Raw genomic sequence first — 24,387 nt, 5'->3', positions numbered from 1 at the left:
TCCAGATTAGAACAAACGTACGAAAGAGTGAACCGTCAGGAATGGGGGAACTCCTGGTCGTCTGGGTCGCGTCCGCGGAGCCGATCGATCTCCCGGCGTTCTCGCTTGGTGGGACGGCCCGCTCCGCGGTCGCGCAGCCCCAGCGCGGCCTGCGGCTCGCGCTCTGGCGTGCGGTCCTCGTAGGCGAGTGCCGCGACCGGGGCGCCGACGCGCTTGACGAGGAGCTGTCGGACGATGAGGATCCGGTCGAATCCGGAGATGCGGATGCGCAGCTCATCGCCGATGCGCACGGCCTGCGCCGCCTTGACCTTGTCGCCGTTGAGTCGTACATGCCCCGCGCGGCATGCAGTCGTTGCCGCGGAGCGCGTCTTGTACACGCGGATCGCCCAGAGCCAGCTGTCGACGCGTGCGGAGTCCATCAGGTGACCTTCCGTGTGCGGAGCGCGAGGAGCGCCCCGGCGATGATGAGGCCCTGCCCGATCGTGTAGGTGAGCATGACGGCGGGGCTGCTCCACGACGGGAGCGCGTCGGGCAGGAAGAGGCGGAACGCGAGGATCGAATCGCTCGCGAGGAAGAACGCGCCGCCCATCGCGACCACGGGACCGCACCGCGTGGAGAAGGCGGCTGTGCTGCCGAGCACGAGTCCGTAGACCGCGACCGCGGGGAACAGTCCTCCCGCGTGCGGCCCGATCACGCTGACCATGGCGATCCACCATGCGGCGTAGACGAGCCCCCACCACGGCATCCGTCGTCGAGAAAGGTGTCGTGCGAAGAGCGCGATGTAGGCGAGATGAGCGATGCCGAAGAACGCGAGCATGAGCGGCAGCTCCGGGGCTGAGGGGAAGAACGCACCGGCGCCGTCGCCGAGCCAGGAGAAGAGCAGGGCGGCGAGGATCAGCACCATGGCGGCGCGGGGTTTCAGCCGTCCGGCCGACACCAGCACGGGAACCAGCAGGAGCGGCATCAGGATGAGCTTCGTCGGCGCGGCCAGAGGACTCTGCACGGCGAGCAGGATCACGTGAAGCGTCGACGCGACGATGTAGGGCGCGAACGCCCAGAGGAGAGCGCGGTTCTTCATCAGGTCTCGACGGTGACCTGATCGACCCGGTCATCGGCGCCGAGGTGCACCGCCGGCCAGTACCCATCGGGGAAGTGCTCGCCGCAGCCGTCGGTGAGGTGCAGGATGATCGTGCCATCGGCCGACGCCTCGATCGTCTCGAGGGTCAGGTCGGATGCTGCCTCCTCGAGCTCGTGCGGCTCGGGGTCTCCAGTGCTGAACTGCGTGACCACGGCATCCGAGGCGACGCGTCGCAGTGCGTCGAGGCGCGAGACGACCTCGCGGAGCCGGGGGAGCAGCGGAGCGATCTCGTCGGGGCTCGTGCCTTCGATCATGAGGTCGAGCTCTCCGCCGTCGGTCGTGATGCCGCCGATGTACCAGTCGGAGACGAGCACGTCGCCGTCGGTGAGCTCGGTGGTCGCGCGGACGAGGGGGCCGAGCTCGGCGTCTTCGACGATCGGATGCTGGTCGCTCATGCCTCCACGCTAGTGGTCAGGGGGCGAGTTCGAGGGCGACGAGGGAACGGCCCGGCTTGAGGTCTGTCTTCTCCTCGAATCCCGCGGCGAGGAAGGTGCCGAGGGTGCCGTGGAACAGCTCGTTCGAGCGCTGCTTCTCGCCACCGGTGTCGACCGGATAGCCCTCGATCACGCGGGCGCCTGACCCGCGCGCATAGTCGACGGCGGCGCGGAGCAGGTCGAGGTTGAGGCCGGAGCCCCGATGCTCTCGGCGCACCACGAAGCAGGTGACCGCCCAGACCGAGGCATCGTCGAACGGTTCGGTCGAGGCTGCTGCGATGATGCGCGTTCGCGGAACCCGCGCCTGTCGCGTGCGGGGCCCGATGCGGATCCAGCCCGCGGCGTCGCCGTCGACGTAGGCGATGATGCCCGGGGGAGGCCCCTCGTCGATCTCCGCGCGCAGCATCTCGGTGCGCTGGTCTTTCGTCGTCGAATTCCAGTCCTTGTTGCTGAGCACGGGCCAGATGCACTGGCAGCTCGCGCCATCCCCGCCGCCCGTGAGCGCGTGCTGCACATCGCTCCACCGGGCTGTCGTCGCCACCTCGGTCGTGATCGTCGCCATGCACGGGACGCTACGCCGGACCTCCGACACACGCAACGCTGCTCGGTTCGCGGACGGCCTCAGCATCAGGCTAAGATAGGGGAGTTGCCTGCGGCGAAAGCCACGGACAACGGGCTGTGGCGCAGCTTGGTAGCGCACTTGACTGGGGGTCAAGGGGTCGCAGGTTCAAATCCTGTCAGCCCGACCGCAAAGTCCCGGAAACTCAAGAGTTTCCGGGACTTTCCAGTTGGTGAGACGTGATCCGGTCATCGAAGAACCATCACTTTGACGTTCTCACGACACATTCGGGCCGTCGTGCTCCGGCATGGGAGCGACCGTGCTGGTTGTTGCCGATTCGTGGGTGGGCGCAGGACGCACCTGTTCGGTATGGACACCGAACACAGCCCGGCCGGCAACCCCTGGGCCTGGAGCCGATGCTCGACGTCGGCGATCTCGCCGAGTACCCGGGGGTTCCCGCCTCCACCGACTACGACGGGCGCGCTCATGGTCTCGGCCCGCGCGCGTATCGCTTCGGGAAGCATCTGAAGTTCGCGCTCGCGGACGTGCAGATCTGGATCGAGCAGCAGCGCGATCCAGAGCTGCCTGCACCGGCGGGTGGGCGGTGATCCGATGAGCCGGCAGCGCCTGACCATCGGCACCTTCGGGTCGATCGGCCGGCACGAGATCGAGCCAGCCGGTCAAGCTTGTGGACGATGGCGTAGTCGACGGAGTGCTCCCGCGCATAGGTGAGCATCGGTCTGCGCTCTGGTCCGGTCGGCGTCCCGTCCCGAGTGTCCGCGGTTGACGAACTGGCTGAAACGAGGGGTTCCACGTCCGTGCGCGTGTATTTGATTTGCCTCACGCTGGGCAGGGATAGAGGAGCCACCCCGCTCCACGGTCAGCTAGGAGAACAGTCGAGACACGGATGAACGAAACGGCCGACGTCAGCGGGGACGGGGCAAGGACAGTAGTGGCAACTTCAAGGAGATCGCGGGCCTTGTTCATTCAGCCAACAGTGGCCGACGCGACGGAGGACATGAGATCGACACCGGTACCGGATGTCCGCGGAACCCAGCGGGTTGCGCGTATCGCCGCATCCCGTCCGTCTTGACAAAGGAAGTCGGGGACCGCCGGTTTCTGCACCTGGCGAGCGACGGAGACGCTGCGGCTCGGTTCTCTCCGGGCTATCCAGCAGACTGTATTGAAATGTATCTCGTAGTGTCGGACTGGTAGACGGCGTGTATTGGTGAACTGGGTGTGCGGATAGGGGTTTGTTGTGCTGGAGCTAGAGCTCGATTTCGAGGCCCTCGGAGAGGTCTTCTCGACGACGCAGAGTACTCCGTTCGCGGTAATCGAGATTGATGTGGAGCAGGCTGCCACGTTCGCGGATCGTCTAGGCGTTCCGGTGCGGCGGTGCTACATCTCTGATCCGAGTCTGCAAGCCCGAATCGCGGAGACGTCGGTGTCTGCTCGCACGATCGTTGGGTCGAAGCTTCCAGATCGTGGATCGACGATGGCGGGTGACTTCGGTGAGATTCTCACGGCGCTGTTCCATGCTGCGAGCGAGCATCCCGGGATCGTTCTGGACCCGAAGAAGTGGCGGTTGAAGCAGGATCGTACGAAGCCTGCTCCCGGTTCTGATGTGGTGCAGATGATCCTTCCGCTGTGGCCAGCGGCGTCGGCGGATGATCGGATCATCTGTGCTGAGGTGAAGACGAAGTCCACCAGCGGTACGTCCACGCCGATCGCCAGTGCGATCGCGGACTCGGAAAAGGACAGCTCACGACGGTTCGTGAAGACGCTGAACTGGCTCAAGGAACGAGCGATCAACACGGGGCTGTCAACTATCTCAATCGAGCAGCTGGACAGATTCATCCACCCTGTAGACCATCCGGAGGCGACACGGGAGTTCCGCGCGGTGGCAGTTATCTGCGCGAGTCTGGTCGCCGACGAGTTGATCGGTGTGGTCCCCCCTCCTCCTAGCGAGCGGGCGTTGATCGTGATCTCGGTCCCTGACTTGAAGGAGACCTACGAGCGGGTCTTCGACGCCGCGCTGTTGACCGCAGAAGACGTCGAGGATGTCGCGTGAGAGAAAGTTTGGGTCGGTGGATCGCAGATGCGGAGACACAGCAGACGATTGTGGACTTCCGGTTGTCGGCCCACCTGGGACAACTTGATTACCTCGACAATCGCACGACGGACCTTTACTACTCTCTGGTCGGCGAGCTGTTCGACATGGTGCGTACCGGGGGCGGGGAACCGCTGGATTGGGCATCGCTCGGTCGTGCACTTGAGACGGTGAGCCGGGATCTGCGGGACGGTGCTCGTGCGGATGCGTTGTTCTTTGCGGCGGTTGCGTTCTATCAGGGCGGCTATCCTGCCTCGGCGGTAATGACGATGCGACTCGCCGATCCGCAGTTCTGGGAGGTCGATGCCCAGCGGGCGGCGTACGAGCTCCTCACTCGGTCTGTGAATCCTGTTTCTTTCTCGACGCAGGTGCTGGTCGACGCGGTTCGAGCCGGGAACACGAGCATTGTCGACGAGCTGGTTGTCGCCGCGCAGGAGGAAGCGGGTCGCGCGCTGGATGTTGGTCCTGACGAGTGGGTCGCCCATCGCCTGTATGCGGTTCTGGTTGAGCGCTTCCAGCGCACGAACCTTCGCGCGGTTCTCCCCGACGGGGCGACGCGGCGGTGGGATCCTCTGGTGGAGTCGTTCCTAGACCGCAGGCAGCCGGTGTGGGACTTCTTCCCGTCGCAGATGGAAGCCATCGATGCGGGACTGCTGACGAGCTCTGAGTCCTATTCATTGCAGATGCCGACGGGAGCAGGCAAGACCGCGCTGACAGAGACGCTCATCTTCGACCATCTGAGCCGCTTCCCAGAGAGCAAGGCGGTGCTGTTGGTTCCGTACCGGGCGTTGGCCCGTGAGCTGCGCGGCAGTGTCGGCCGGCACCTGACGGCAATGGGGTTACGGTCGCGGACGGTGTACGGCGGAACGGTTCCGGGGATCGAGGAGAGCGACGATCTGGAAGAGGTCCGCGTCATCATCGCCACGCCGGAAGCCTTGACCGGGCTCGTCGGCGCTCACCCGGAATTGCTGTCGGAGATCTCGCTGGTCGTCTGTGATGAAGGGCACCTTCTCGACAGTGAGTCTCGCGGAGTGGGGCTGGAGCTGCTGCTGGCACGGCTGAAGGCGCGAACCCCGGCCCCGCGGATCGTGTTCGTGTCAGCGATCGTCCCCAACGTGGAAGAGATCAACACTTGGCTGGGCGGCTCCGACGGTACGGTGGTGCGCAGTGAATACCGGCCAGCGGTGGCGGAGTTCGCGGTGCTGCGCCCTTCTGGTTCGGGTCGACAACGCAAGGTTGGGCTGGAGCTGCACGAGCCGTCCACATCGTTACCGTCGCATACATTGCCGGAGTTCCTGGGTCTGGAGGATTTTCAGTTCACGAACCCGTCGACGGGGCGGCTGAACACCTACGACTACGGTTCCACGAAGACCTTGGCGGTGGCCACAGCACGGAAAGCGCTGACGTTGGGCCCGGTTGCTGTGTTCGCGACGGAGAAGGGCGGCGACCGGGGCGTTCTGGGCCTTGCCAACGAGCTCCTCAAGCAGATCGCAGCAGGTCTCGACTTGCCGAAGCCGATGGCTTATGTGACGGACGACGCGGCCGTTGAATCAGCGGTGGCTTATCTAACCGGAGAGTTCGGCGACGACTGGGTGGGAACGCGGGCACTCCGCGAGGGCGCGATCGTTCACCACGGCGACGTGCCACAGGAAGCCCGCGAGGTTCTCGAGGAGCTGGTTTCGGACCGGCGCATACCTATGGTGTTGTGCACGAGCACGTTGGCGGAAGGCGTGAATCTGCCGTTGCGGACGATGGTTCTCTACTCCGTGAAGCGCAGCTCCGACGGAAGCGCACCCAAGGCAATGCTCGCCCGCGACATTAAGAATCTGGTCGGTCGAGCAGGACGGGCGGGAAGCTCGACACGCGGGCTGGTGATCTGTGCGAACCCCGATGACTGGGCGGTCGTCAGCCCTGTCGCAGAAGGACAGCCCGGTGAACCGGTTGCGGGTGCGTTGATCACCTTGGTGCAGAGGTTGGAACGCGCGCTCGCCCGCCAGCAACTGCAACTCACCAATCGGGTGCTGGAAGCGAACCCAGTGCTGTTCTCCCTCGTCGACGGGGTTGATGCGGCGCTAATCGAGCTGATTCGAGACGAGCTGGGTGCGGAGCAGTTCGTCAGCATCGCCGAAACGCTCGCCGCGGAGACCTTCGCGGCGGCACGGGCGACGGAGCAGGAACGGCAGATGCTGTTCAGTGTGTTCGAGCTCCGCGCGCAACGTCTTGTCGAGATGCGGGCGTCCGGGCGCCTCTCGATGGCGCAGGAGACGTCGGCACGACCTCGTCTGGTCGACGCAGTGCTCGATGGGCTCCTGCCCCGGTATGCGAACTGGGAGAGCATCGAGTCACCACTGGACCCTGTCCTGGTACGCCTCGTCGTCGACTGGGCACTCGAACAGCCCGGTTTCACCCGGGAAGCGGAGACCGTGTACCGGCGGACGGACGTAACCGACCTCGCTGTATCCCTGTCCGGGCTACTGCTGGCCTGGCTAGAGGGGCTGCCGTTCACAGCGCTCGCAGCGCGCGCAGGAGTCAGCATTGACGTGCTGCTTCGCATCCACGCCAAGCTCGTCTTGTTCGACTTGGTGACCCTGGTAGAGCAAGCAGTGGCCATCCTCCAGCAGCATCTGGCGTCGGAGGGCGTCACCCTCGCCCCAGCGGTCACCTCGTTCCCTGACTTCCTGCGGTTCGGTGTCTCCACCGCGGCTGCTCGTGAACTGATGGCCAAGGGCGTCCGACACCGGGCCGCGGCAGTGAAACTTGGCGCGCACTCGGCGATGAGCTCGCCCGGGAACCTCCTTTCGCTTTCAACCCCGTGGACGATCGCCCGGGACCTTCTCGCGGACACTGACACCTGGCTTCCTCGCCTGGGCGAGCTGGTCTACCAGCGCACCGTTGCGGACGTGGCAATCAGGAGGCTCATCTAGGGGCAAGTCCTCTCGGGGCCGAAGCCCTCCTTCTGGTCATAAGGAGGCGCGCGAGCTCAGCGTACGAATCGCTCTTTCTGCGCAGTCCTTCATGCTGCGTTCGCCGTGGGGCTCGCGCAGTGCTGCTTGGATCGCGACATCGTGCACCCGGGTTTCATCGTGCTCTACTCGCCGCTAGTCACCTATCACCCGCCTGGACGCAGTTCGCCGGTGCAGCTCGATCATTCGCTTCCTGCAGGGATCGTCGCTGACTTCTATCGCGACATCCAGGCGAGCTTCGATGGGCAGATGATCGTAATGAAGAACCTGGACCCGACCGAGCCGTTCGGCCCGGATGCAGCAGATATCCCGTTCACCAAGGAACTCGGAGTCGGCCGCTAGGGCTTCCTCCCGCCAAGGATCGACTGACGTGGCCGCATTCGCGGTGAGTCAGGCATGGCGTTGCGACGCCTCAAGACCGCTGCGGCCGCGTAGCGCTGTATGTGGCAAGTGTCTCCGTCGGCTCGCCGATCATGATGGCGGAGCTCCCGACACGCCGCGCATCGCGGTTGACGCCGTGTCGACGTCAACGAGGCAGTCTCAGGACTGCATTCGAGCCATGAATTGAGAGGGCACCGGCAGTTCGGAGAAGCCGTATTGCTCGTAGAGCCCGTGCGCATCTGCCGTCGCAAGGAGAGTCCGGCGCAACCCCAACGGCTCCAGGTCGGCGATGACACCAGACATCAGCATCTTTCCCACGCCGACGCCTCGCACCTCCGGAGCCACGAACACGTCGCAGAGCCAGGCGAACGTCACGCCGTCCGTGATGACGCGGGCATACGCGACTTGCTCCCCAGAGGTCTCGTTCCACACGCCGTAGTTGCGCGACGAGTCGATGGCTGCGTCCTGCACCGCTCGGGGGCGACCGACCGCCCAGTACGACGCCTCAGACAACCACCGGTGCACGAGCGTGCGGTCGATCCGGTCCGACTCGCTCGAGAAGAAGTACTGGCTGGTCATGATCCATGACTATCACGAAGTCGGCAGGGGGGAATCCGAAGAGCCTCCCGCTGGTTGGATGGTTCCATGCCGGCAGTCACCCACGTTCAGTTGCACCCGTTCGTGAGGGGGAGGTTCAGTCCTCTTCGGTTCGATCCGCGCAGCACTCTTTCCGGTGAAGAGGTGGATGCCCTCCTCGATGCGGCACGGCACGCGCCTTCGGCGGGCAACTCGCAACCGTGGTCGTTCATCGTGGGGCGCCGCGGTGATGATGTTCACCGACGGTTGACGGCCCACCTGGCGCGCAGTTCCTCGATCTGGGCCGCAGGCGCCGGGCTTCTCCTGGCGAATCTCGCTCACCGTCACGTCGAGGATTCTGACTTCGAGTACTCGGAGTTCGCGCACTACGACCTCGGTCAGGCGTTGGCGCACCTGACGTTCCAGGCTTACGAGATGGGGATGCACGTCCACCAGTTCCGCGCGTTCGACCGGGCAGCGGTGGCCGACGAGTTCCAGGTTCCTCCGCACTGGGAAGTGACCACCATGGCGGCGATCGGTGTGCCGGAGGCCGGTGCTCGACAGCTCGCGGGCGCGGGAACGAGCCGGGAGCGGATGCCGCTCGATGACATCACGTGGGCGCGAGCGGTGGGTTGACGTCGGCGGTTGCGCCTGCGGAGACGCCACTCATGGCCGAGAAGCTCGAAGCCCTCCAGCGCTGCGACGGTCAGCACTCCGGATTGTAAAAATATGTAGACCGGTCTATTCTGAGTCGCATGACCTCCAAAGGCGATCAGACCCGGGCGCGACTCGCGGCGTCCATGCTCGAACTCATCCAGACCAGCGGCTACAGCGGCACGGGCTTGAACGCAGTGATCGACCACGCTGACGCCCCGAAGGGATCGATCTACTTCCACTTCCCCGACGGGAAAGTCGGCTTGGGTGTCGCCGCGGTCGAGCTCGCGGCGGCGCAGTTCGAGGCGCTGATCGCTGAGGCCGCGGTCTCGACGGGCAGCGCGGCCGGTGCGGCACGCGCGGCAATCGGCGCACTGGCGAGCATCGTCAGCAAGAGCGACTACCGGCTCGGTTGCCCGGTCTCCGTCGTGACGTTGGAGATGGGCGCCGAGAGCGAAAGGCTGCGGCAGGCCTGCGCCAGCGCGTTCGAGTCGTGGATCGCGCCGACGGCCGCACTCCTCGAGGGGAACGGTCTCGCCGCCGAAGACGCCCGCTCTCTGGCGACCGTCGTCGTCTCGATGATCGAGGGCGCGGTCATCGTCTCCCGCGCCACGCGGAGCACCCAGCCCCTGGAATCGGCTGCTGAGGTCGTCGCGGAGCTGATCGAGCGGCGCGTCGAGAACGCCGGGGGAGCCAGGTGAGCGCCCAGGACACCCCGCGTCACGCCCTCGTGCTCGGGGCTTCGGGGCTGGTCGGCCGACACCTCGTGCTGACGCTCGCAGAGGCCGGTGTGAACGTCACCGCGGCAGTGCGGAGCGCCGCATCCGGCGCGCGCGTCGAGGCATGGCTGCGGAAGCATGGTCTGGCGCGCAGCATCGCCATCGAGATCGCCGACTTCGACGCGCCGGAGATCCTGGTGGGTGGCGCGGCGGCCTTCGCGCACGTCACCGAGATCCACAACTGCGCCGGTGCCTACCGATTCGGGATGCCCGCCGAGGAAGCGCGGGCCGCGAACGTCGGCATCGTCGAGAAGCTCATCGATCTCGCCGCAGAACTCCCGATGCTGCAGCGCGTGGTTCACGTCTCGGGGTACCGCGTCGGTGGGCAGGACCCCGACGCCGTTCCCTGGTCGGAGGAGCACCGCGCGGCGGTCTACGCGGAACTGGGCGGCTACGAGGCGTCGAAGGTGGAATCCGACGCCGTCTTCCAGGCCCGGGCCCGGGAGCGCGGCGTTCCCTGGACCATCGTCAATCCGGCCAGCGTGATCGGGGACAGCGCGACGGGGGAGTCCGACCAGCACATCGGATTGGCGAGCACCATCGAGCAGATCTGGGACGGGACTGCGACCGCGCTGCCCGGAGGCGCCGCGACCTTCCTTCCGGTCGTCACGGTCGACTATCTCGCGGCCTTCATGGCCACGGCAGCGGTCGATCCCGATGCCGTGGGCGCGGCCTATTGGATTCTCGACGACGCAACTCCGCTGCTGGCTGATCTGCTCACGGGCGTCGGACGACACCTCGGGGCGAACGTCCCAAGGCTGAAGGTGCCGGCGAGCGTGATCACACGGCTGCCTCGATGGATCACCCGGGCTGACCCCGAGACCCTCGGCTTCCTGTCCGCCGATCGCTATCCCACAGCATCCGCGATCGAGCTCGCCGACCGGCACGGGCTCCGCCTGCCCGACGTGCGGGTGTCGCTCGAACGGTGGGCTGACCATCTCGCCGCGCATCGGTTCGGTGCGGCCGCGGGTGACGAGCGCCGATTCGTCGACGTCGCCGGTGTGCGGACCTTCGAGCTGGGAGCATCGGGATCCCGTCGGGTGATCCTCCCCGGGCTGCCCGTCAACGCAGACACCTGGTCGGACGTGGCATCGGGCATCGGCGCGCGAGCGGTGGATCTGCCCGGTCTCGGGCTGAGCGGCGGAACGGGCATTCGCGACTGGGAGCGCTGGCTGCCCGCGATGCTCGGGGACGAACCCGTCGAACTCATCGGCCACTCGATCGGCGCAGCCGCGGCGGTCATCGCCGCCGACCGGTTCCCCGAACGGATCGAGTCCCTCACGCTGATCGCGCCCTTCTTCCTGCAGGCGCCGGTGCGCGGGGCGGCGCGTGTGCGGATACTCATTCGCGCCTTCTTGCGGCGTGCCGATCCCGTGCAGCTGTCACGCCGACTCACCGGCGCGGATGCGAGCGCGAAGGCTCTCGAGAGCAGCATCCGCGACCTCCGGAGAGGTCGTGCGAAGAGCGCGGCCGAGCAGCTCACCTCCGCCGGATCGACGCGATGGCGAGCCGAGCTCCGCGACGCGCTGGGGCGATTCCACGGCCAGGTGCGCATCATCACCGGAAGCGAGGACCCGCTCGACCCTGCCGCGGTCGCGCACCTGGAGTCGCTTCCCCACGTCGAGCTGATCTCTGTGCCCGGGGCCGGGCATCATCCGCAGCTCACCCACGGCGACGCGCTCATCGATCTGCTCGGTCATCCCGCGACCCTTCGGCGGGTCGGTGAGACTCGTCTGCAGACCGCCCCGCATACCCGCAACGAGATGAGGACCGCATGACACACGAGACACTCCCGCACGGACTGCGACCGGCAACGTCCGGCGACCTCGACGAGATGACGCGAATCCTCACGGCGGCGTTCTTGGACGATCCCGTCTGGGGGCCTTCGTTCCCCGATGTCGAGACGCGTCCGCAGGTGGCCGGTGCGTACTGGCGGTTCATGGTCGGACAAGCCCTGCGCTTCTCCGAGTCGCGAGTGCTCGAGGGCGGCTCCGATGGCGAGGGCGAGTCGCAGGGTGCGAGCACGCGCGGCGCTCTTCGCGCGGTCTCCGTGTGGTACCCGCCGGGTGAGGACGAGATCTCCGTCGAGGCCCATGCCGCCTACGACGCGCTGGTCAGCGAGTTGCTCGACCCGGAGGCTGCTGCCGCCTTGGAGCAGGCCGGTGCCAGGTTCGCCGATGCCCGGCCCAGCGATCCGCATGCCTACCTGACACTGCTCGGTGTGGCGCCCGAGGCCCGCGGCGGCGGGCACGGCATGGCATTGCTCCGAGCGGCCCTGGCCCACTATGACGACGCGGGGATCCCCACCTACCTCGAGTCGTCGAACCCGGCGCACGATGCGCGTTACGAAAGGCTCGGGTACCGTCCCCGCGCGGTCGTGGAACTCGTCGGAGGCGTTCGGGTGCAGACCTACTGGCGTGATCCGCAGGGTGCTCGGCCGGCGCTCTGACGCACATTCCGCTCATCGCGCGTGGCGCGGACGGTGAGCAGTGCGACCGCGCCTGGGCGCTCACGCGACGGTGTGCATGCCGACGTTCACGACCCGCCCGTCGGAACCACGGTAGAAGAAGCGCGTGACGCCCCAGGGTTCGTCCGTGAGCGGATGGACGATCTCCAACCCGGCCGACTCCACGCGGGCGAGTGCGGCGCGGACATCGTCGACGAAGACGGAGACGTCGGGTGCGACGGATGCCGTGGCATCCCGCGCGATGAGACTCAGCTGATGACCCTCGTCGTCGCCGAGGGTGACGATCCACCCGTGGTCCATGAGCACGCGGAGGCCGAGCGCAGCCGTGTGCTCGGCGACCGCGCGCGGGAGGTCGGTCACGGTGAGGTTCGGAACGATCCGGTGCACGTCCATGCATTCATTGTGGTGACGGCATCCGACACTCTCAGCTCGCACTAATCTTGCAGTCGTGTAATATTGCACGTCTGCAATAATCCTCACGCCTTCCGAAGGGCTGGAATGTCAACTGTCTCCACCCGCACCGGTGCCACGCCGGTCGCGAAATCTGACGCGTCGAAGCCGATCATGACGCACCGTCAGATCCTCCTCGTGATCTACGGCCTCATGGCCGGAATGTTCCTGTCGTCTCTCGACCAGACCATCGTCGGCACGGCGATCCGCACGATCGGCGACGACCTGCACGGCCTCGACCAGCAGGCCTGGGTCACCACGGCGTACCTGATCACTTCGACCATCTCCGTGCCGATCTACGGCAAGCTCTCCGACATCTTCGGGCGCCGCCCGCTGTTCATCTTCGGCATCACGGTGTTCATCATCGGCTCCGTGCTGTCGACGTTCTCGACGTCGATGCTGATGCTGGCCGGCTTCCGCGCCTTCCAGGGCATCGGCGCCGGCGCACTGATGTCGCTGCCGCTCGCGATCATGGCCGACATCCTCGCCCCGCGCGAGCGCGCCAAGTACCAGGGCTACTTCTTCGCCGTGTTCGGCATCTCCTCGCTGATCGGCCCGCTCGTCGGCGGTCTGTTCGCAGGTGCCAACGAGATCCTCTGGATCTCCGGCTGGCGCTGGGTCTTCCTCATCAACCTGCCCATCGGCCTCATCGCGCTCGGCATGGTGATCACCTTCCTGCACCTGCCGAAGGTCGCGAAGCACGACAACCCGCGCATCGACTGGTGGGGAGCGACCGCGGTGATCGTCGCGCTCGTACCGCTGCTGCTGGTCGCCGAGCAGGGTCGCGAGTGGGGCTGGGGCTCCATCGCCTCGATCGCCTGCTACGTGATCGGTGGACTCGGCGCCATCGGATTCGTGCTCATCGAGATCGCCATGAAGAACGACGCGATCATCCCGATCCGCCTCTTCCGCTCGAACACGTTCTCGTGGGCGACCATCATCGGCGTGCTCGTGGGCTTCGGCATGTTCGGCGCCATGATGACGATCCCGCTGTACATGCAGATCGTCGCCGGTCTCACCCCGACCGAGTCGGGCTTCGCGATGCTGCCGATGGTGGTGGGTCTCATGGCCTTCTCGATGGCGGCCGGCCAGATCACCGCGCGCACCGGCAAGTACGGCATCTTCCCGCGCACCGGCACCCTGACCACGGCGGTGGGCTTCCTGCTCCTGACGTTCGTCTCGTCGACCACCTCGGTGTGGTTCATGATGATCGGCATGTTCGTGGTCGGTCTCGGCCTCGGCCAGCTGATGCAGTCGCTCACCATGGCGAGCCAGAACGCGGTCGAGGCGCCCGACATGGGCGTCGCCACCAGCGCAGCGACGTTCTTCCGTCAGATCGGTGGAACGCTGGGTACCGCGATCATGCTGTCGGTGCTGTTCACCCTGCTGCCGACGAACATCACGCACAGCATGGGCGATAAGCCCACGCTGACGGCCGCTCTGAACGCCGCGCTGGATCCCGCCGTCGCCGGCGAGAAGCAGAACAAGGCCGTCATGGAGCAGCTGTGGACGCCGATCGTCGGCCCGCTGCAGGAGAACATCCAGTCGCAGCTGGACAAGGGCGTGACCGAGGCGAAGGCCTCGGCGGGCGAAGCCGTGACGACCGCGGTGACCGACTCCGTGAACCAGGCCGTCGCCGCGGGGCAGCTTCCGGCCGCCGCCGCGCAGACGGTGATCGACCAGAAGGTCGCGGAGGCCACCCCGGCCGCCGAGGCCAAGGCGCTCCAGGCTGTCGCCGACAAGGCTCACGCCTCCGTGACGGACGGCACCGTGTCTGTGGACTGGTCGGACAAGGCCCAGCGCACCTACTGGGTGGACCAGCTCGTCCCCGACATCGCCGAGAAGATCAACAAGGGCACGTCAGAGGCATCGAACGGATCGAGCAGCTCGGTCAGCGACACGTCGTTCCTGAACGGCGCGGATGCCGCGCTCACCAAGCCCTTCATGGTCGGCTTCACCCAGGCGATCGACGTGATCTACTGGGTAGGCTTCGGGGTGCTGATGCTCGCGTTCGTGCTGAGCTGGTTCTTCAAGGCTCCGCCGCTGCGCACCCGCTCGGCTCTGCAGGAGATGGCGGACGACGCCGGCATCAGCGAGACCGGGACGATCAAGGTGCAGAGCTGATATGACGAACGACCAGAGCGCAGGGGAGCCCGAGGGGCTTCGCGAGCGCAAGAAGAAGCTGCGGCGGGAAGCGCTGCACGAGGCTGCCCTGCGCCTGGTCGAACGTCAAGGGCTCGACGGAACGACCGTCGAGCAGATCTGCGAGGAGGTGGGAGTCTCGCCCCGCACCTTCTTCAACTACTTCCCGTCGAAGACGGCGGCGGCCCTCAACCTGCCGGAGCAGATCATCTCTCCGGAGGCGGCTGCGCGGTTCCGCTCGGCGACGGGGGAGCTCATGCCCGCGATCTGCGATCTCCTCGCCGACTCGATGAGCTCGGGCGTGGAGCGCACGAGGCTCAAGAAGCTCGTCACGGAGCAGCCGCAGCTCGTCGCGACCTTCACGCAGTGGATGGGAGCGCTGAAGGCCGAGTTCGGTCTGCTCATCGAGGAGCGCGCCGGGTCGCCCGAAGTGGCGGATGCCGCGATCCTCCTCGCGCTGAGCTCGCTGCGCACCCTCATGCACCGTCCGGCCGACGACACCCGACCGGATTCGGTCAGGCTCCTGGAGACGATGGACCGTCTGATCGCCGTTCGCCACGCGCCGATGGTCGGTCCGTAGGCTCAGGCCACCCCGGCGAGACGGGCGAGCCTCTCGGCCATCGCCTGCGGCTCCCAGGAGTGCCATGCGCCGGCCAGCTGCTCCGAGTAGCCGTCTGACGCGGCCTCCGCGAGCGCGTCGGCCGTGGCGATCATGCCGGGGAAGGTCTCCGTGCCGACGAGGGCGACGACGGGGGCGGCGACAGGTGCGAGCGCGTTCCTGTAGCCGCTCTCCTCGACCGCGGCCAGAGCCTCTCCATCGGGGATCCAGCTGTGGATGAGTCCGGGATAGTCGGGGGACTTCTTGAGCTCTTCGAGCCATTCCGGCGGCATCCCGATCATGTACCTCGCGACGGCCTCCTCGAGGCCGCCGGCGTCGATCGACTCGCGCACGCGCGCCCACCACGACGGCGCTCCGCCCTCGAAGAGTCCGAGCGGAGCCTCCCACAGCACGAGACCGGCCAGCTCCGCCACGCGAGACGCCGCGAGCATCGCGATCGCGCATCCGGAGGAGTGGCCGATCAGGATGACGGGAGCCTCCGCCTCTCGGGCGAGCGCCTCGATCGCGTCGAGTTGGGCGGTGAGCTCGATCGGACCCTCCGATATGCTCTCGCCGCGCCCGAGCCTGTCGGCGATCAGGGCGCGTCCGCCGAGTGCGGCGAAGGCTTCACCTGTGGCGAGGGTGATCGGGTCGTCGGCACGTGTGGGGCCGGCGCCGGCGATGAAGACCGCCGTCGGCGCGCCCGGTGCTCCGAGGTCGTCGTAGACGATGCGATCGCCGCGTGGGGTGGTGAGCGCGCTCACGCCGCGGCCTCGACCGGGTGGGTGAGCTCAGCCTCGAACTCGAGGGGCTTTCTGCTGTCCATCGTCATCTCCAATTTCAAGACTGCTCGGTATGATTTCTATAAACTAGACTCATGAGTATGAAATCGTCAAGGGGTGCAGCGGATCTCCGCCCGAGCTCGGTGCGCAAGCGCGAGTCGATCCTCGCCGCCGCCCAGGAGCAGTTCCTCGCCCACGGGTACGAGGCGGTGACGATGGACTCCATCGCTCGGGTGTCTGGAGTGGCCAAGCAGACGCTGTACAGCCACTTCGGCGGCAAGGAGGGCCTGTTCCTCGCGCTGGTCGGATCGCAGACCAGCGCGGCGAGCGAGCGCGTGCTCGGCGCCCCTCCGGTTCTGCGCGACGGAGCGGATGCGCGCACCGTGCTCGCCCCGATCCTCGAGCAGCAGCTCTCGACCGTGCTCGACCCGGGTCTCCTCGCGCTCCGACGACTGGTCATCGGCCTCATGCCGCAGTTCCCCGACCTCGCCCGTTCGCTGCACCTCAACGGCCCGCAGCGGGCGATCGACTCCCTCGCCGAGGTGATCGGCAGGATGGATGCCGCCGGCATCCTGCGCGCGTCCGATCCCGTCCTCGCCGCGACCCAGCTCAACTGGCTGGTGATGGGAGAGCCCGTCAACCGGGCCATGCTCCTCGGCGACGACGAGGCCCTGCCGAACGGAGATGCGGCAGGGCACGTGGCACGTGCGCTCGACGTGTTCCTCGCGGCCCACCGATCCGAAGGGTGATCCGCTCAGGCGGGGCGCTGCTCGACCAGGCCGATCGTGTTGCCCTCGCTGTCGACGATGAACGCCTGCCACTCGTCGGTGCCCGCGGGGCCGAGAGTGCCGTCCGCATGGCTGAAGATCACGTGCGGCTCGCTGACGATCGTCGTGCCCGCCGCCCGCAGCCGCTCGACGGCGCCGTGGATGTCGACGACCTCGATGTAGAGCAGCGCGCTCGCCGCTCCCGCATCGAGCAGCAGCCGCACGCCGTCGAGGTCGAAGAAGAGCAGTCCGGGCGGATCGAAGCGTGCGGCGGGTTCCGTGCCGAGCAGGTCGCTGTAGAACGCGGCGGCGCGGTCGAGATCCGTGGCGCGCTGCGCGACCTGGATGAGCTTCATGTCGACTCCCTCTGCCCGAGATCCTAGATCTTCTGGCGTCCGGTGGGCCAGAGGGCGTATACCGGAGACGACACCCCGACCGTGAAGGAGCACTCCATGACCTACCGCATCGGCTATCTCGTCGGCAGCCTCTCCCGGGACTCGATCAACCGCATCCTGTCGAAGGCGCTCGTACGGCTCGCGCCTCCGAGTCTGGAGCTGACCGAGATCTCGATCCGCGACCTGCCGCTCTTCGATCGTGACGACGAGCAGAGTCCGGCCCCTGCGGTGACCGCGTTCAAGAGCGCGGTCGAGGAGTCGGAGGGGCTGCTGTTCGTGTCGCCGGAGTACAACCGGTCCATCCCCGGTCCGCTCAAGAACGCGATCGACTGGGGATCCAGGCCCTGGGGGCACAACTCCTTCGCGCGCACCCCCACAGGGATCATCGGTGCCTCGACCGGGGCGATCGGCACCGCGGTGATGCAGTCGTCCATGCGCAGCGTCCTGAGCTTCCTCAATGCGCCGCAGCTGAACGCGCCGGAGGCGTACATCACATTCAAGCCCGACGTGTTCGGGCCCGATGGCGAGGTGGCGGATGCCGGCACGGAGGGCTTCCTCCGGCACTACATGGAGGAGTACGCGGCGTTCGTCGAGCGCGTGCTCTCCGTCACGGCCCCGGGGCACGTCGGGGACCGAGACTAGGTCGGCGCCAGGGGAACTGGTTGCCCTCCCGAGTCGCTTCGCCCCAGATCGAATCGCTCGAGAGGGCTCACCGCCCATCCCGGACGGTAGGGGAGGCGGCGAAGATCTCGCTGCTCTCGTCGGCTGTTTCCCCAGTTCTCAGCCGGTAGCCCCCGCTACTCATATCAGAATATCGCGAAAATGTCTTGTCCGCCATTTGGGGGACAAAGAAATCTACGAGTATTTCTGAGCGCCCGTGGGTCTTGTCTTCTCCGCGCCGGATCATAGGGTGGTTCCATGGACAGAAAGCTCGTGCTGAACGCGCAGCTCGCCATCGCGCGCGGGCACCGCGTCGAGGTGACGGAGCAGAGGGACGACGCCGCCGACGAGGCGGTCGTCTTCGCCGTCATCGACCTCGACACCGGCATCCGCTACCGCCGCGCCGAGGATCCGCGCGGCGAGGTGAGCCGGTGGCTCGGGCGCGTCCTCGACTGCACCGTCATGATCGGCGGGCACGGCGCGCACACCGTGCTCTCCGTGATGCCCGACGGCGGCGGTGCGAGCGCCAAGGCGGCGCTGCGCGGAGCGGATGCCGCCGCCGAGGCGGCGAAGGCCGAGGCCGACCGCTGGGGTGGAGCCGATCGCACTCCGGAGCCCCCGGCCGAACGCGTCTGGTGACGTCGGCGCGGGGGCCCGTTCACTGGAAGTCCCGCGATCGGTGGGCGAGCCCGGTGCGCAGATCCTCGAAGGCATCGGCGAGCACGTTCACGACCCCCTCGGCGGATCTCTCCAGGATGCCGCGGATGATGAGGGCGGGGGAGTCTCGGGCGATGCGCCGGTAGCGCGCCCACACGCCCCGTGAGCAGATCACGTTGACCAGCCCGTGCTCGTCCTCCAGATTGATGAAGGTCACGCCGGCGGCGGTCTCCGGACGCTGCCGGTGCGTGACGAGCCCGGCGACCTCGATCCGACGCCCGCTCTCGTGCTCCCGCAGCTGCGCAGACGTGATCACCCCGCGCTCCCTCAGCTGCGCGCGGAAGTGCGTCATCGGATGGTCGTCGGTGGACACCCCCGTCGCCCAGAGATCGGCCGCGAGCTGCTCGTAGCCCGACTGGTCGGGGAACAGCGGCGGCTGCACGGCGATCGTCGTGCCGGGGAGGAAGCGCGCGCGGTCCTCGGCGGCCGCCCCGGCCAGCCAGATGGCCTCGCGTCTGGTCAGACCCAGGCAGTCGAAGGCGCCCGCGGTCGCGAGGGCCTCGAGCTGGGCGGTCGTGGCATCCGTGCGGCGCACCAGGTCGTGGAGATCGCGGTAGGGGCCGTGCGCCTCTCGTTCGCCGACGATCCTCTCGGCCAACGGCGTGCCGATCCCGCGGATGCCGCCCAGGCCGAGCCGCACGGCATAGCCGCCGTCGCGACGGTGCGCGGCCGTCTCATCGGGGGCGGTGCGGTCGAACCGGGTCTTCAGCGGCGGCTCCGCCTGGATGAGGCAGGAGTCCCGTCCGGTGGCCGCCCGGGAATCCGACAGGGCCTCCAGGGTCTCGGTCGCTCCGGACAGGTGCAGATCGGGCCTGCGCACCTCCACGCCGTGTCGACGCGCATCGCTCGTCAGTGTCGACGCCGAGTAGAAGCCCATCGGCTGAGACCGCAGGAGTCCCGCCAGGAACGCGGCGGGGTAGTGCAGCTTGAGCCAGGAGCTGGCGTAGACGAGCAGGGCGAAGGAGAGGGAGTGGGACTCGGCGAAGCCGAAGTTCGAGAACGCCTGGATCTGCGCGTAGATCCGGTCGGATGCCTCCTGCGACAGCCCGTGCCGCGCCATCCCCGCGTAGAGCTGCTTCTGGATGCTGTCGATCTTCTCCAGACCGCGCTTCGACCCCATCGCCCGACGCAGCGTATCGGCCTCGTCCGCCGTGCAGTCGCCGATGATCGTCGCCATGTGGATGAGCTGCTCCTGGAAGATGGGGATGCCGAGCGTGCGCTCCAGCACCTTCTTCAGGGCGGGATGCGGATACGGGACGTGCATCGTCAGCGGCTCCTCGCCGCGCTCCTCGCGCCGTTCGTTCTCGGCATCGGTCCTGTCCTTCTCCATCTTCAGCCGGACGAACGGGTGCACGGCTCCGCCCTGGATGGGGCCGGGGCGGATGAGGGCGATCTGGATCGCGAGGTCGTAGAAGCAGCGCGGCTGCAGGCGGGGGAGCAGACCCATCTGCGCCCGCGACTCCACCTGGAAGACGCCGATGGAGTCGGCCCGGCAGAGCATGTCGTAGACCGCCGGCTCCTCCTTGGGGATCGTCTCGAGCTTCCAGACCTCGCCGGTGCTCCCCTCGATGAGGTCGAAGCAGTGCCGGAGGGCGGAGAGCATGCCCAGCCCCAGCAGGTCGAACTTCACGAGCCCCATCCAGGCTGCGGAGTCCTTGTCCCACTGGATGACGGTGCGGTTCTCCATCCGCGCGTGCTCCACGGGCACGACCTCGCCCACGGGGCGCTCGGTGAGCACCATGCCGCCGGAATGGATGCCGAGGTGCCGCGGCGCCTTCATCAGCTGGTTCGCGTAGTCGCGGACGATCTCGGGGAGGTCGGTGTCGTCCTGCTCCGACAGCTGAGACCCCCAGCCGTCGACCTGGCGGGACCAGGCGTCCTGCTGGCCGGGGGAGAACCCCAGCGCCCGCGCCATGTCGCGCACCGCGTTCTTCGGCCGGTACTGGATGACGTTCGCGACCTGAGCGGCCCGATCGCGCTTGTACTCGTCGTAGACCCACTGGATGATCTCCTCCCGGCGGCTGGAGTCGAAGTCCACGTCGATGTCGGGCTCCTCCTCGCGGGTGGTGGCGAGGAACCGTTCGAAGGGGAGGTCGTAGAGGATCGGATCGACCGCGGTGATGCCCAGCAGGTAGCAGACCGCGCTCGCCGCGGCCGAGCCCCGCCCCTGGCAGAGGATGCCCAGCTCCCTCGCCTTCGCGACGATCCCGTGCACGATGAGGAAGTACCCGGGGAAGTCCTTCTCCTCGATGACGTTCAGCTCCCGTTCGATCCGGCTGCGGCCGCCGGCGTCGAGGTTCGGATACCTCTGGGGCACGGCATCCCACACGAGCCTGCGCAGCCAGCTCATCGGGGTGTGTCCGGCCGGCACCTTCTGCGTCGGGAGGGCGGGCCGCGCGCGTCGGAGGGGGAAGGCGGATGCCGCGGCCAGCTCCAGCCCGTGCTCGATCGCCCCGGGGTAGCGCCGGAACCGGGCGGCCATCTCCGCGCCGCTGCGCAGGTGGGCCCCGTCGTGAGCGGGGAGCCAGCCGTCGAGATCGTCCATGCTGCGCACCGCCCGCACGGCGGACATGGCCTCGGCGAGCCGGGCGCGGTCAGGGGACGCGTAGTGCACGTTGTTCGTCGCGACCACGGGCAGCCGCATCCGCCTGGCGAGGTCGGCGAGGGCGTCGTTGCGCCGGGTGTCCAGGGGATCGCCGTGGTCGAAAAGCTCGACGGCGACGTGATCGCGGCCGAACAGGTCGACGAGTCGCCGCAGCGGGGTCTCGGCGTCGCCCTGCTCCAGACCTCGGCGCACGGCGCCCTTGCGGCATCCGGTCAGGATCGCCCACTCGCCGCCCGCTCGGTCGGCGAGCGCGTCGAGGTCGTAGACCGGACGTCCTTTCTCTCCGCCGCGCAGCTGCGCCTGGGTGATCGCCCCGGAGAGGCGGTGGTATCCCTCCATGCCCCTGGCGAGGACGAGCAGATGCTCGCCCGCGGGATCGGCAGCTCCGCGCTGCGGTGCGGGCAGATCCAGGGACAGCTCGGCGCCGAACACGGTCTGCACCTGGACCTTCATGTGCTCGGCGACCTCGCCGAAGCGTGCGGCGCCGTAGAAGCCGTCGTGGTCGGTGATCGCGAGGGCGGAGAGGCCGAGCCGTTCCGCCTCGGCGAGAAGCTCCTCGGGGGAGGAGGCGCCGTCGAGGAAGGAGTACGACGAGTGCGCGTGCAGCTCGGCATAGGGCACGGCGTCTTCGGGGCGGGGGATCTCGGTCGGGAGCATGCGCTGCCGGCGCCGGCTGACCGGACCCGCGTCCTCTCTCGTGCCCTGCGGCTCGGCGGGGGTCGGAGTGGAGAGCGGCTCCTTGCCGCTCAGGGTGCGCTCCAGCTCCGTCCAGGAGAGCGGCGGGTTGTGCCAGCCCATCAGCGGTACCTCCCCTCGGCCCACCAGCGGACGCCGGTGCGGAACACGAGCCACGCCCTGTCGCTCTCGTCGACGATCTGCAGCCGATGCCCGACCCGCCCCTGCGCGCGATCCCAGAGCCGCTCGTGCACGGGCCAGGGGCCGGCCCATGCCTGCACCGCGGCGCCGTCGATCTGCGCGGGAGGAGCCGAGAGCGCCCCGCGCTCGTCGATGTCGACGGACGCTCCGGCGGCATCGACCACTCCGATCGGCCGCGGCGGTGCGAACACCTCGGCGGGGACCGGGTCGGGGAGGCTGCCCGGCCACGGACGCTCCGGATCCCTGGGGGCGGTGCCGCGCTCTCCCCACGGCGTGAGCACCTGACGGTCGGAGAGCCAGCGGCCTCCGGAGACCGTCGCGGTGACGACCCCCTGGTGACCGAGCATCGTCTGCACGCGCGAGACGGCGTGGTGCAGCCGCTCGTCGGTGCCGGAACCGAACAGCCCCGGCTGATGATGGGCGGCGTCGTCGACCGCGGCGGGGATGATGCGCACCGCCACGATGCCGCCGAACGCCCTGGCCTCATCGATCGGCTCCTTCGCCTGCGCGGTCGCCAGCGCCTCCAGCTGCCAGCGCACCCTGTCGACGAGATCGGCGGCGTCGAAGCAGGTCGGATGCAGCCAGGTGCGGGAGAACACCTTCCCGTTGTCGTCGGTCAGATCGATGCGCACCTCGGTGCACACGACGGAGGCGTCGGCGAGCGCGAGCAGCACGGCATCCGCTGTCTGCCGCACCGCGAACGCCACCTGATCGGCGCCGGCCAGGGCAGGTTCGAACTCGACCGTCCGCACCAGCTCCGGGTCGGGAGGCAGCGGCGTCAGAGGGCGGGAGTCCGCACCGGCGGCGAGGCCGTGCAGGCGCGCCCCGCGCTCGCCGAACCGGTCGCGCACCTCGAGTCCGTCGAGTGCGGCGAACGCGCCGAGAGTGCGTACGCCGAGCCTGGTCAGGAGCCCCGAGAGATGCTCGTCGCGGAGCACCTGGACGGGCAGCGGGGCGAGGAACTCCCGGGCTCTCCCCGCCGGGACGAGGGCGCAGGGTTCGGCTGCACGCGCGGCGAGCTCTGCGGTGAACGGGCCGTCGGCGATGCCGATGCGCACCTCGGGGAAGCCGGCGTCGGCGAGGATGGCGATCAGCGCGCGACCGGCTTCATCCTCTCCGCCGTGGTAGCGGGAGACGCCCCTGGCGCGGATGGCGGCGAGCCCCGGTCGCAGTATCGTCGCCCCGGGGGCGTGCCGCTCGAGGATCCGCAGCACGGGGAGGAAGGCCCGCTCGTCTGCGGCCGGGTCGTGGGGGAGCACCCGCAGCGAGGAGAGGTGGCCCTGGGCGACGCGGCGGCGCTGGCCGATGCGCACGCCGTGCTCCCGAGCCGATGCGGTGCAGGCGACGACCGTGTTCGCCTGCACGAGAGCCGTGGGCGGATGCGGTGGGGCGCCGCCCAGAGCAGCGCGCAGCGGCCAGTCGGGGAACCACAGCACGATCACGCGGAGAGGAGCAGTCATCCCGCCACCGCCCAGGACGCCTCATCGGCGGGAGCATCTGCGGTCCTGTCGCGCAGGGGAGGCAGCGCGGTGAGAGAGGGGGGCGGCGACACGGTCTCGATGGCGCCGCTGCTCCCCGGCAGCCGCACCAGCACGCTCGACGGCGCGGGGCTCCGTCTGGTCTGCGCCGTCACCGTCGCCGTGCAGCCGGAGAGCAGGCCCCAGCCGGCGCCGAGCCCGTGCCAGTGCTGATCGTGGAGACGGATGCTGCCCTCGCTCTGCGGCCAGAGACCGAACGCGGAGGACTCGGCGACGAGCAGCGTGGTGCCGCGGTCTCGCAGTCGGGCGCTCAGGCGTGAGACATCGGCATCGCGCACACGGGAGCCGGGCTGCACGACGATCAGCGGGACGACCTCGGCGAGGGCGGAGGTCGCGGCCAGCCAGCGATCGCCGGGAGCCGGAACGAGGATCAGTCGGGCGAGATCGATGCCGAAGGCGGATGCCGCCTCCACGCCGAGCGTCGGCATGCCGATCACCGCGCACCAGTGCCCCTTCTGCGATGCCGCGCTGAGGAGGGCGAGCACGAGGGACGGGGACGGGGAGACGGTGTAGGCGCTGCCCGTCAGCAGGCCCTCCTCCGGCAACAGGGAGGAGAGCGCGGGGTCGAGGGGGAGCAGCGGATGCTCGCTGCGGCGGCGCTGCATCCGGCTGATCTCACGGCGCAGCCGCAGCACCTCCACGGCGCGGACATCGGCGGACTGACCCATGCATCCATCCTCGAACATATATACGAATAAAACAAGGTGACGTGATGACGATAGTTCGAACGTCGGACATGACGCGTGATGCCGGAGAACAGGTGCAACCGAGGTTCTCCACAGGGGCCGGGCGCGGG

General features: G+C 68.0%; 24 protein-coding genes and 1 tRNA gene. 14 read left to right on the top strand and 11 right to left on the bottom strand.

What is annotated here, in order from left to right; translation table 11 throughout:
- Positions 1–35 precede the first annotated feature (35 nt).
- The 4 genes from ACFY5A_RS17035 to ACFY5A_RS17020 are packed head-to-tail and all read right to left on the bottom strand — an operon-like array spanning position 36 to position 2,134.
- Complete coding sequence (locus ACFY5A_RS17035) at positions 36–419, bottom strand: RNA-binding S4 domain-containing protein (RefSeq protein ID WP_223586219.1); 384 nt, start codon at positions 417–419, stop codon at positions 36–38.
- Positions 419–1,078, bottom strand: coding sequence for a lysoplasmalogenase family protein (locus ACFY5A_RS17030; RefSeq protein WP_387235824.1), 660 nt, complete (start codon positions 1,076–1,078; stop codon positions 419–421). The genes ACFY5A_RS17035 and ACFY5A_RS17030 overlap by 1 nt, the downstream gene beginning before the upstream one ends.
- Entirely contained in the window at positions 1,078–1,533 is a 456-nt protein-coding gene (locus ACFY5A_RS17025; RefSeq protein ID WP_387235821.1) for a hypothetical protein, read from the bottom strand. Before ACFY5A_RS17025 ends, ACFY5A_RS17030 begins: the two co-directional genes overlap by 1 nt.
- A 16-nt stretch (positions 1,534–1,549) precedes the next feature.
- Complete coding sequence (locus ACFY5A_RS17020; protein WP_387235818.1) at positions 1,550–2,134, bottom strand: GNAT family N-acetyltransferase; 585 nt, start codon at positions 2,132–2,134, stop codon at positions 1,550–1,552.
- A gap of 110 nt (positions 2,135–2,244) precedes the next feature.
- Between ACFY5A_RS17020 and ACFY5A_RS17015 the strand changes: the two genes are divergently transcribed.
- From ACFY5A_RS17015 to ACFY5A_RS16995, 5 genes are all read left to right on the top strand, one after another.
- A tRNA-Pro gene (locus tag ACFY5A_RS17015) sits at positions 2,245–2,318 on the top strand.
- Positions 2,319–2,547: 229 nt separating this feature from the next.
- Positions 2,548–2,739 carry a helix-turn-helix transcriptional regulator gene (locus ACFY5A_RS17010; RefSeq protein WP_387235815.1) on the top strand — a complete coding sequence of 64 codons (192 nt, stop codon included), beginning with the start codon at positions 2,548–2,550 and terminating at the stop codon, positions 2,737–2,739.
- Positions 2,740–3,389: 650 nt separating this feature from the next.
- The gene (locus ACFY5A_RS17005) at positions 3,390–4,202 is read left to right on the top strand and encodes a Hachiman antiphage defense system protein HamA (RefSeq protein WP_387235813.1); all 813 of its coding nucleotides are present in this window, start codon (positions 3,390–3,392) and stop codon (positions 4,200–4,202) included.
- Positions 4,199–7,165 (top strand): DEAD/DEAH box helicase, encoded by a 2,967-nt coding sequence (locus tag ACFY5A_RS17000; protein WP_387235810.1) that lies wholly within the window; start codon positions 4,199–4,201, stop codon positions 7,163–7,165. The genes ACFY5A_RS17005 and ACFY5A_RS17000 overlap by 4 nt, the downstream gene beginning before the upstream one ends.
- A 126-nt stretch (positions 7,166–7,291) precedes the next feature.
- Positions 7,292–7,546, top strand: coding sequence for a hypothetical protein (locus tag ACFY5A_RS16995; protein WP_387235807.1), 255 nt, complete (start codon positions 7,292–7,294; stop codon positions 7,544–7,546).
- 198 nt (positions 7,547–7,744) lie between these two features.
- Here the strand turns inward: ACFY5A_RS16995 and ACFY5A_RS16990 are convergent, their stop codons facing one another.
- A complete protein-coding gene (locus ACFY5A_RS16990) occupies positions 7,745–8,164 on the bottom strand; it encodes a GNAT family N-acetyltransferase (protein WP_341941844.1) in 420 nt (139 codons plus the stop codon).
- Between the two features lie 66 nt (positions 8,165–8,230).
- Between ACFY5A_RS16990 and ACFY5A_RS16985 the strand changes: the two genes are divergently transcribed.
- The 4 genes from ACFY5A_RS16985 (at position 8,231) to ACFY5A_RS16970 (ending at position 12,043) form a co-directional block, all read left to right on the top strand.
- Positions 8,231–8,797 carry a nitroreductase family protein gene (locus ACFY5A_RS16985; RefSeq protein ID WP_387235803.1) on the top strand — a complete coding sequence of 189 codons (567 nt, stop codon included), beginning with the start codon at positions 8,231–8,233 and terminating at the stop codon, positions 8,795–8,797.
- A gap of 119 nt (positions 8,798–8,916) precedes the next feature.
- Complete coding sequence (locus tag ACFY5A_RS16980) at positions 8,917–9,516, top strand: TetR/AcrR family transcriptional regulator (RefSeq protein WP_387235800.1); 600 nt, start codon at positions 8,917–8,919, stop codon at positions 9,514–9,516.
- The gene (locus ACFY5A_RS16975; protein WP_387235797.1) at positions 9,513–11,372 is read left to right on the top strand and encodes an alpha/beta fold hydrolase; all 1,860 of its coding nucleotides are present in this window, start codon (positions 9,513–9,515) and stop codon (positions 11,370–11,372) included. Before ACFY5A_RS16980 ends, ACFY5A_RS16975 begins: the two co-directional genes overlap by 4 nt.
- A complete protein-coding gene (locus ACFY5A_RS16970; RefSeq protein WP_387235794.1) occupies positions 11,369–12,043 on the top strand; it encodes a GNAT family N-acetyltransferase in 675 nt (224 codons plus the stop codon). The genes ACFY5A_RS16975 and ACFY5A_RS16970 overlap by 4 nt, the downstream gene beginning before the upstream one ends.
- Positions 12,044–12,103: 60 nt before the next feature.
- Here the strand turns inward: ACFY5A_RS16970 and ACFY5A_RS16965 are convergent, their stop codons facing one another.
- Complete coding sequence (locus ACFY5A_RS16965; protein ID WP_387235791.1) at positions 12,104–12,454, bottom strand: VOC family protein; 351 nt, start codon at positions 12,452–12,454, stop codon at positions 12,104–12,106.
- Between the two features lie 171 nt (positions 12,455–12,625).
- Between ACFY5A_RS16965 and ACFY5A_RS16960 the strand changes: the two genes are divergently transcribed.
- Together ACFY5A_RS16960 and ACFY5A_RS16955 are read left to right on the top strand one after the other, a co-directional pair.
- Positions 12,626–14,635 carry an MDR family MFS transporter gene (locus ACFY5A_RS16960; RefSeq protein ID WP_387235788.1) on the top strand — a complete coding sequence of 670 codons (2,010 nt, stop codon included), beginning with the start codon at positions 12,626–12,628 and terminating at the stop codon, positions 14,633–14,635.
- Position 14,636: 1 nt separating this feature from the next.
- Positions 14,637–15,233, top strand: coding sequence for a TetR/AcrR family transcriptional regulator (locus tag ACFY5A_RS16955; RefSeq protein WP_105676964.1), 597 nt, complete (start codon positions 14,637–14,639; stop codon positions 15,231–15,233).
- Positions 15,234–15,235: 2 nt separating this feature from the next.
- Here the strand turns inward: ACFY5A_RS16955 and ACFY5A_RS16950 are convergent, their stop codons facing one another.
- On the bottom strand, positions 15,236–16,015 hold the full coding sequence (locus tag ACFY5A_RS16950) for an alpha/beta fold hydrolase (protein WP_387235785.1): 780 nt from the start codon (positions 16,013–16,015) through the stop codon (positions 15,236–15,238).
- 119 nt (positions 16,016–16,134) lie between these two features.
- Here ACFY5A_RS16950 and ACFY5A_RS16945 point away from each other — a divergent pair, with 119 nt between their 5' ends.
- A complete protein-coding gene (locus tag ACFY5A_RS16945; RefSeq protein WP_387235782.1) occupies positions 16,135–16,782 on the top strand; it encodes a TetR/AcrR family transcriptional regulator in 648 nt (215 codons plus the stop codon).
- Positions 16,783–16,787: 5 nt separating this feature from the next.
- Here ACFY5A_RS16945 and ACFY5A_RS16940 read toward each other — a convergent pair whose 3' ends face one another.
- On the bottom strand, positions 16,788–17,156 hold the full coding sequence (locus ACFY5A_RS16940) for a VOC family protein (RefSeq protein WP_223586240.1): 369 nt from the start codon (positions 17,154–17,156) through the stop codon (positions 16,788–16,790).
- A gap of 96 nt (positions 17,157–17,252) precedes the next feature.
- Here ACFY5A_RS16940 and ACFY5A_RS16935 point away from each other — a divergent pair, with 96 nt between their 5' ends.
- On the top strand, positions 17,253–17,837 hold the full coding sequence (locus ACFY5A_RS16935; protein ID WP_341941856.1) for an NADPH-dependent FMN reductase: 585 nt from the start codon (positions 17,253–17,255) through the stop codon (positions 17,835–17,837).
- 276 nt (positions 17,838–18,113) lie between these two features.
- Positions 18,114–18,494: a hypothetical protein gene (locus ACFY5A_RS16930; protein WP_105676952.1), complete on the top strand. Its 381-nt coding sequence runs from the start codon at positions 18,114–18,116 to the stop codon at positions 18,492–18,494.
- A gap of 19 nt (positions 18,495–18,513) precedes the next feature.
- Here the strand turns inward: ACFY5A_RS16930 and ACFY5A_RS16925 are convergent, their stop codons facing one another.
- From ACFY5A_RS16925 to ACFY5A_RS16915, 3 genes are read right to left on the bottom strand one after another with little or no spacing between them, the layout of a single operon-like run.
- A complete protein-coding gene (locus tag ACFY5A_RS16925; RefSeq protein WP_387235779.1) occupies positions 18,514–21,975 on the bottom strand; it encodes an error-prone DNA polymerase in 3,462 nt (1,153 codons plus the stop codon).
- Complete coding sequence (locus ACFY5A_RS16920) at positions 21,975–23,513, bottom strand: DNA polymerase Y family protein (protein WP_387235776.1); 1,539 nt, start codon at positions 23,511–23,513, stop codon at positions 21,975–21,977. The genes ACFY5A_RS16925 and ACFY5A_RS16920 overlap by 1 nt, the downstream gene beginning before the upstream one ends.
- On the bottom strand, positions 23,510–24,259 hold the full coding sequence (locus ACFY5A_RS16915; RefSeq protein ID WP_387235773.1) for a hypothetical protein: 750 nt from the start codon (positions 24,257–24,259) through the stop codon (positions 23,510–23,512). The genes ACFY5A_RS16920 and ACFY5A_RS16915 overlap by 4 nt, the downstream gene beginning before the upstream one ends.
- Positions 24,260–24,387 lie beyond the last annotated feature (128 nt).

The organism is Microbacterium sp. NPDC012755 (assembly GCF_042901325.1).
GTDB lineage: Bacteria > Actinomycetota > Actinomycetes > Actinomycetales > Microbacteriaceae > Microbacterium > Microbacterium natoriense.
This window is presented reverse-complemented; position numbering and strand designations above follow the sequence as displayed.

Excerpts from the sequence above, each read along its gene's own strand:
- ACFY5A_RS17035 (WP_223586219.1), bottom strand. The coding sequence starts at position 419 with ATGGACTCCGCACGCGTCGACAGCTGGCTCTGGGCGATCCGCGTGTAC.
- ACFY5A_RS17030 (WP_387235824.1), bottom strand. The coding sequence starts at position 1,078 with ATGAAGAACCGCGCTCTCCTCTGGGCGTTCGCGCCCTACATCGTCGCG.
- ACFY5A_RS17025 (WP_387235821.1), bottom strand. The coding sequence starts at position 1,533 with ATGAGCGACCAGCATCCGATCGTCGAAGACGCCGAGCTCGGCCCCCTC.
- ACFY5A_RS17020 (WP_387235818.1), bottom strand. The coding sequence starts at position 2,134 with ATGGCGACGATCACGACCGAGGTGGCGACGACAGCCCGGTGGAGCGAT.
- ACFY5A_RS17010 (WP_387235815.1), top strand. The coding sequence starts at position 2,548 with ATGCTCGACGTCGGCGATCTCGCCGAGTACCCGGGGGTTCCCGCCTCC.
- ACFY5A_RS16990 (WP_341941844.1), bottom strand. The coding sequence starts at position 8,164 with ATGACCAGCCAGTACTTCTTCTCGAGCGAGTCGGACCGGATCGACCGC.
- ACFY5A_RS16985 (WP_387235803.1), top strand. The coding sequence starts at position 8,231 with ATGCCGGCAGTCACCCACGTTCAGTTGCACCCGTTCGTGAGGGGGAGG.
- ACFY5A_RS16980 (WP_387235800.1), top strand. The coding sequence starts at position 8,917 with ATGACCTCCAAAGGCGATCAGACCCGGGCGCGACTCGCGGCGTCCATG.
- ACFY5A_RS16970 (WP_387235794.1), top strand. The coding sequence starts at position 11,369 with ATGACACACGAGACACTCCCGCACGGACTGCGACCGGCAACGTCCGGC.
- ACFY5A_RS16965 (WP_387235791.1), bottom strand. The coding sequence starts at position 12,454 with ATGGACGTGCACCGGATCGTTCCGAACCTCACCGTGACCGACCTCCCG.
- ACFY5A_RS16960 (WP_387235788.1), top strand. The coding sequence starts at position 12,626 with ATGACGCACCGTCAGATCCTCCTCGTGATCTACGGCCTCATGGCCGGA.
- ACFY5A_RS16955 (WP_105676964.1), top strand. The coding sequence starts at position 14,637 with ATGACGAACGACCAGAGCGCAGGGGAGCCCGAGGGGCTTCGCGAGCGC.
- ACFY5A_RS16945 (WP_387235782.1), top strand. The coding sequence starts at position 16,135 with ATGAAATCGTCAAGGGGTGCAGCGGATCTCCGCCCGAGCTCGGTGCGC.
- ACFY5A_RS16940 (WP_223586240.1), bottom strand. The coding sequence starts at position 17,156 with ATGAAGCTCATCCAGGTCGCGCAGCGCGCCACGGATCTCGACCGCGCC.
- ACFY5A_RS16935 (WP_341941856.1), top strand. The coding sequence starts at position 17,253 with ATGACCTACCGCATCGGCTATCTCGTCGGCAGCCTCTCCCGGGACTCG.
- ACFY5A_RS16930 (WP_105676952.1), top strand. The coding sequence starts at position 18,114 with ATGGACAGAAAGCTCGTGCTGAACGCGCAGCTCGCCATCGCGCGCGGG.
- ACFY5A_RS16925 (WP_387235779.1), bottom strand. The coding sequence starts at position 21,975 with ATGGGCTGGCACAACCCGCCGCTCTCCTGGACGGAGCTGGAGCGCACC.
- ACFY5A_RS16920 (WP_387235776.1), bottom strand. The coding sequence starts at position 23,513 with ATGACTGCTCCTCTCCGCGTGATCGTGCTGTGGTTCCCCGACTGGCCG.
- ACFY5A_RS16915 (WP_387235773.1), bottom strand. The coding sequence starts at position 24,259 with ATGGGTCAGTCCGCCGATGTCCGCGCCGTGGAGGTGCTGCGGCTGCGC.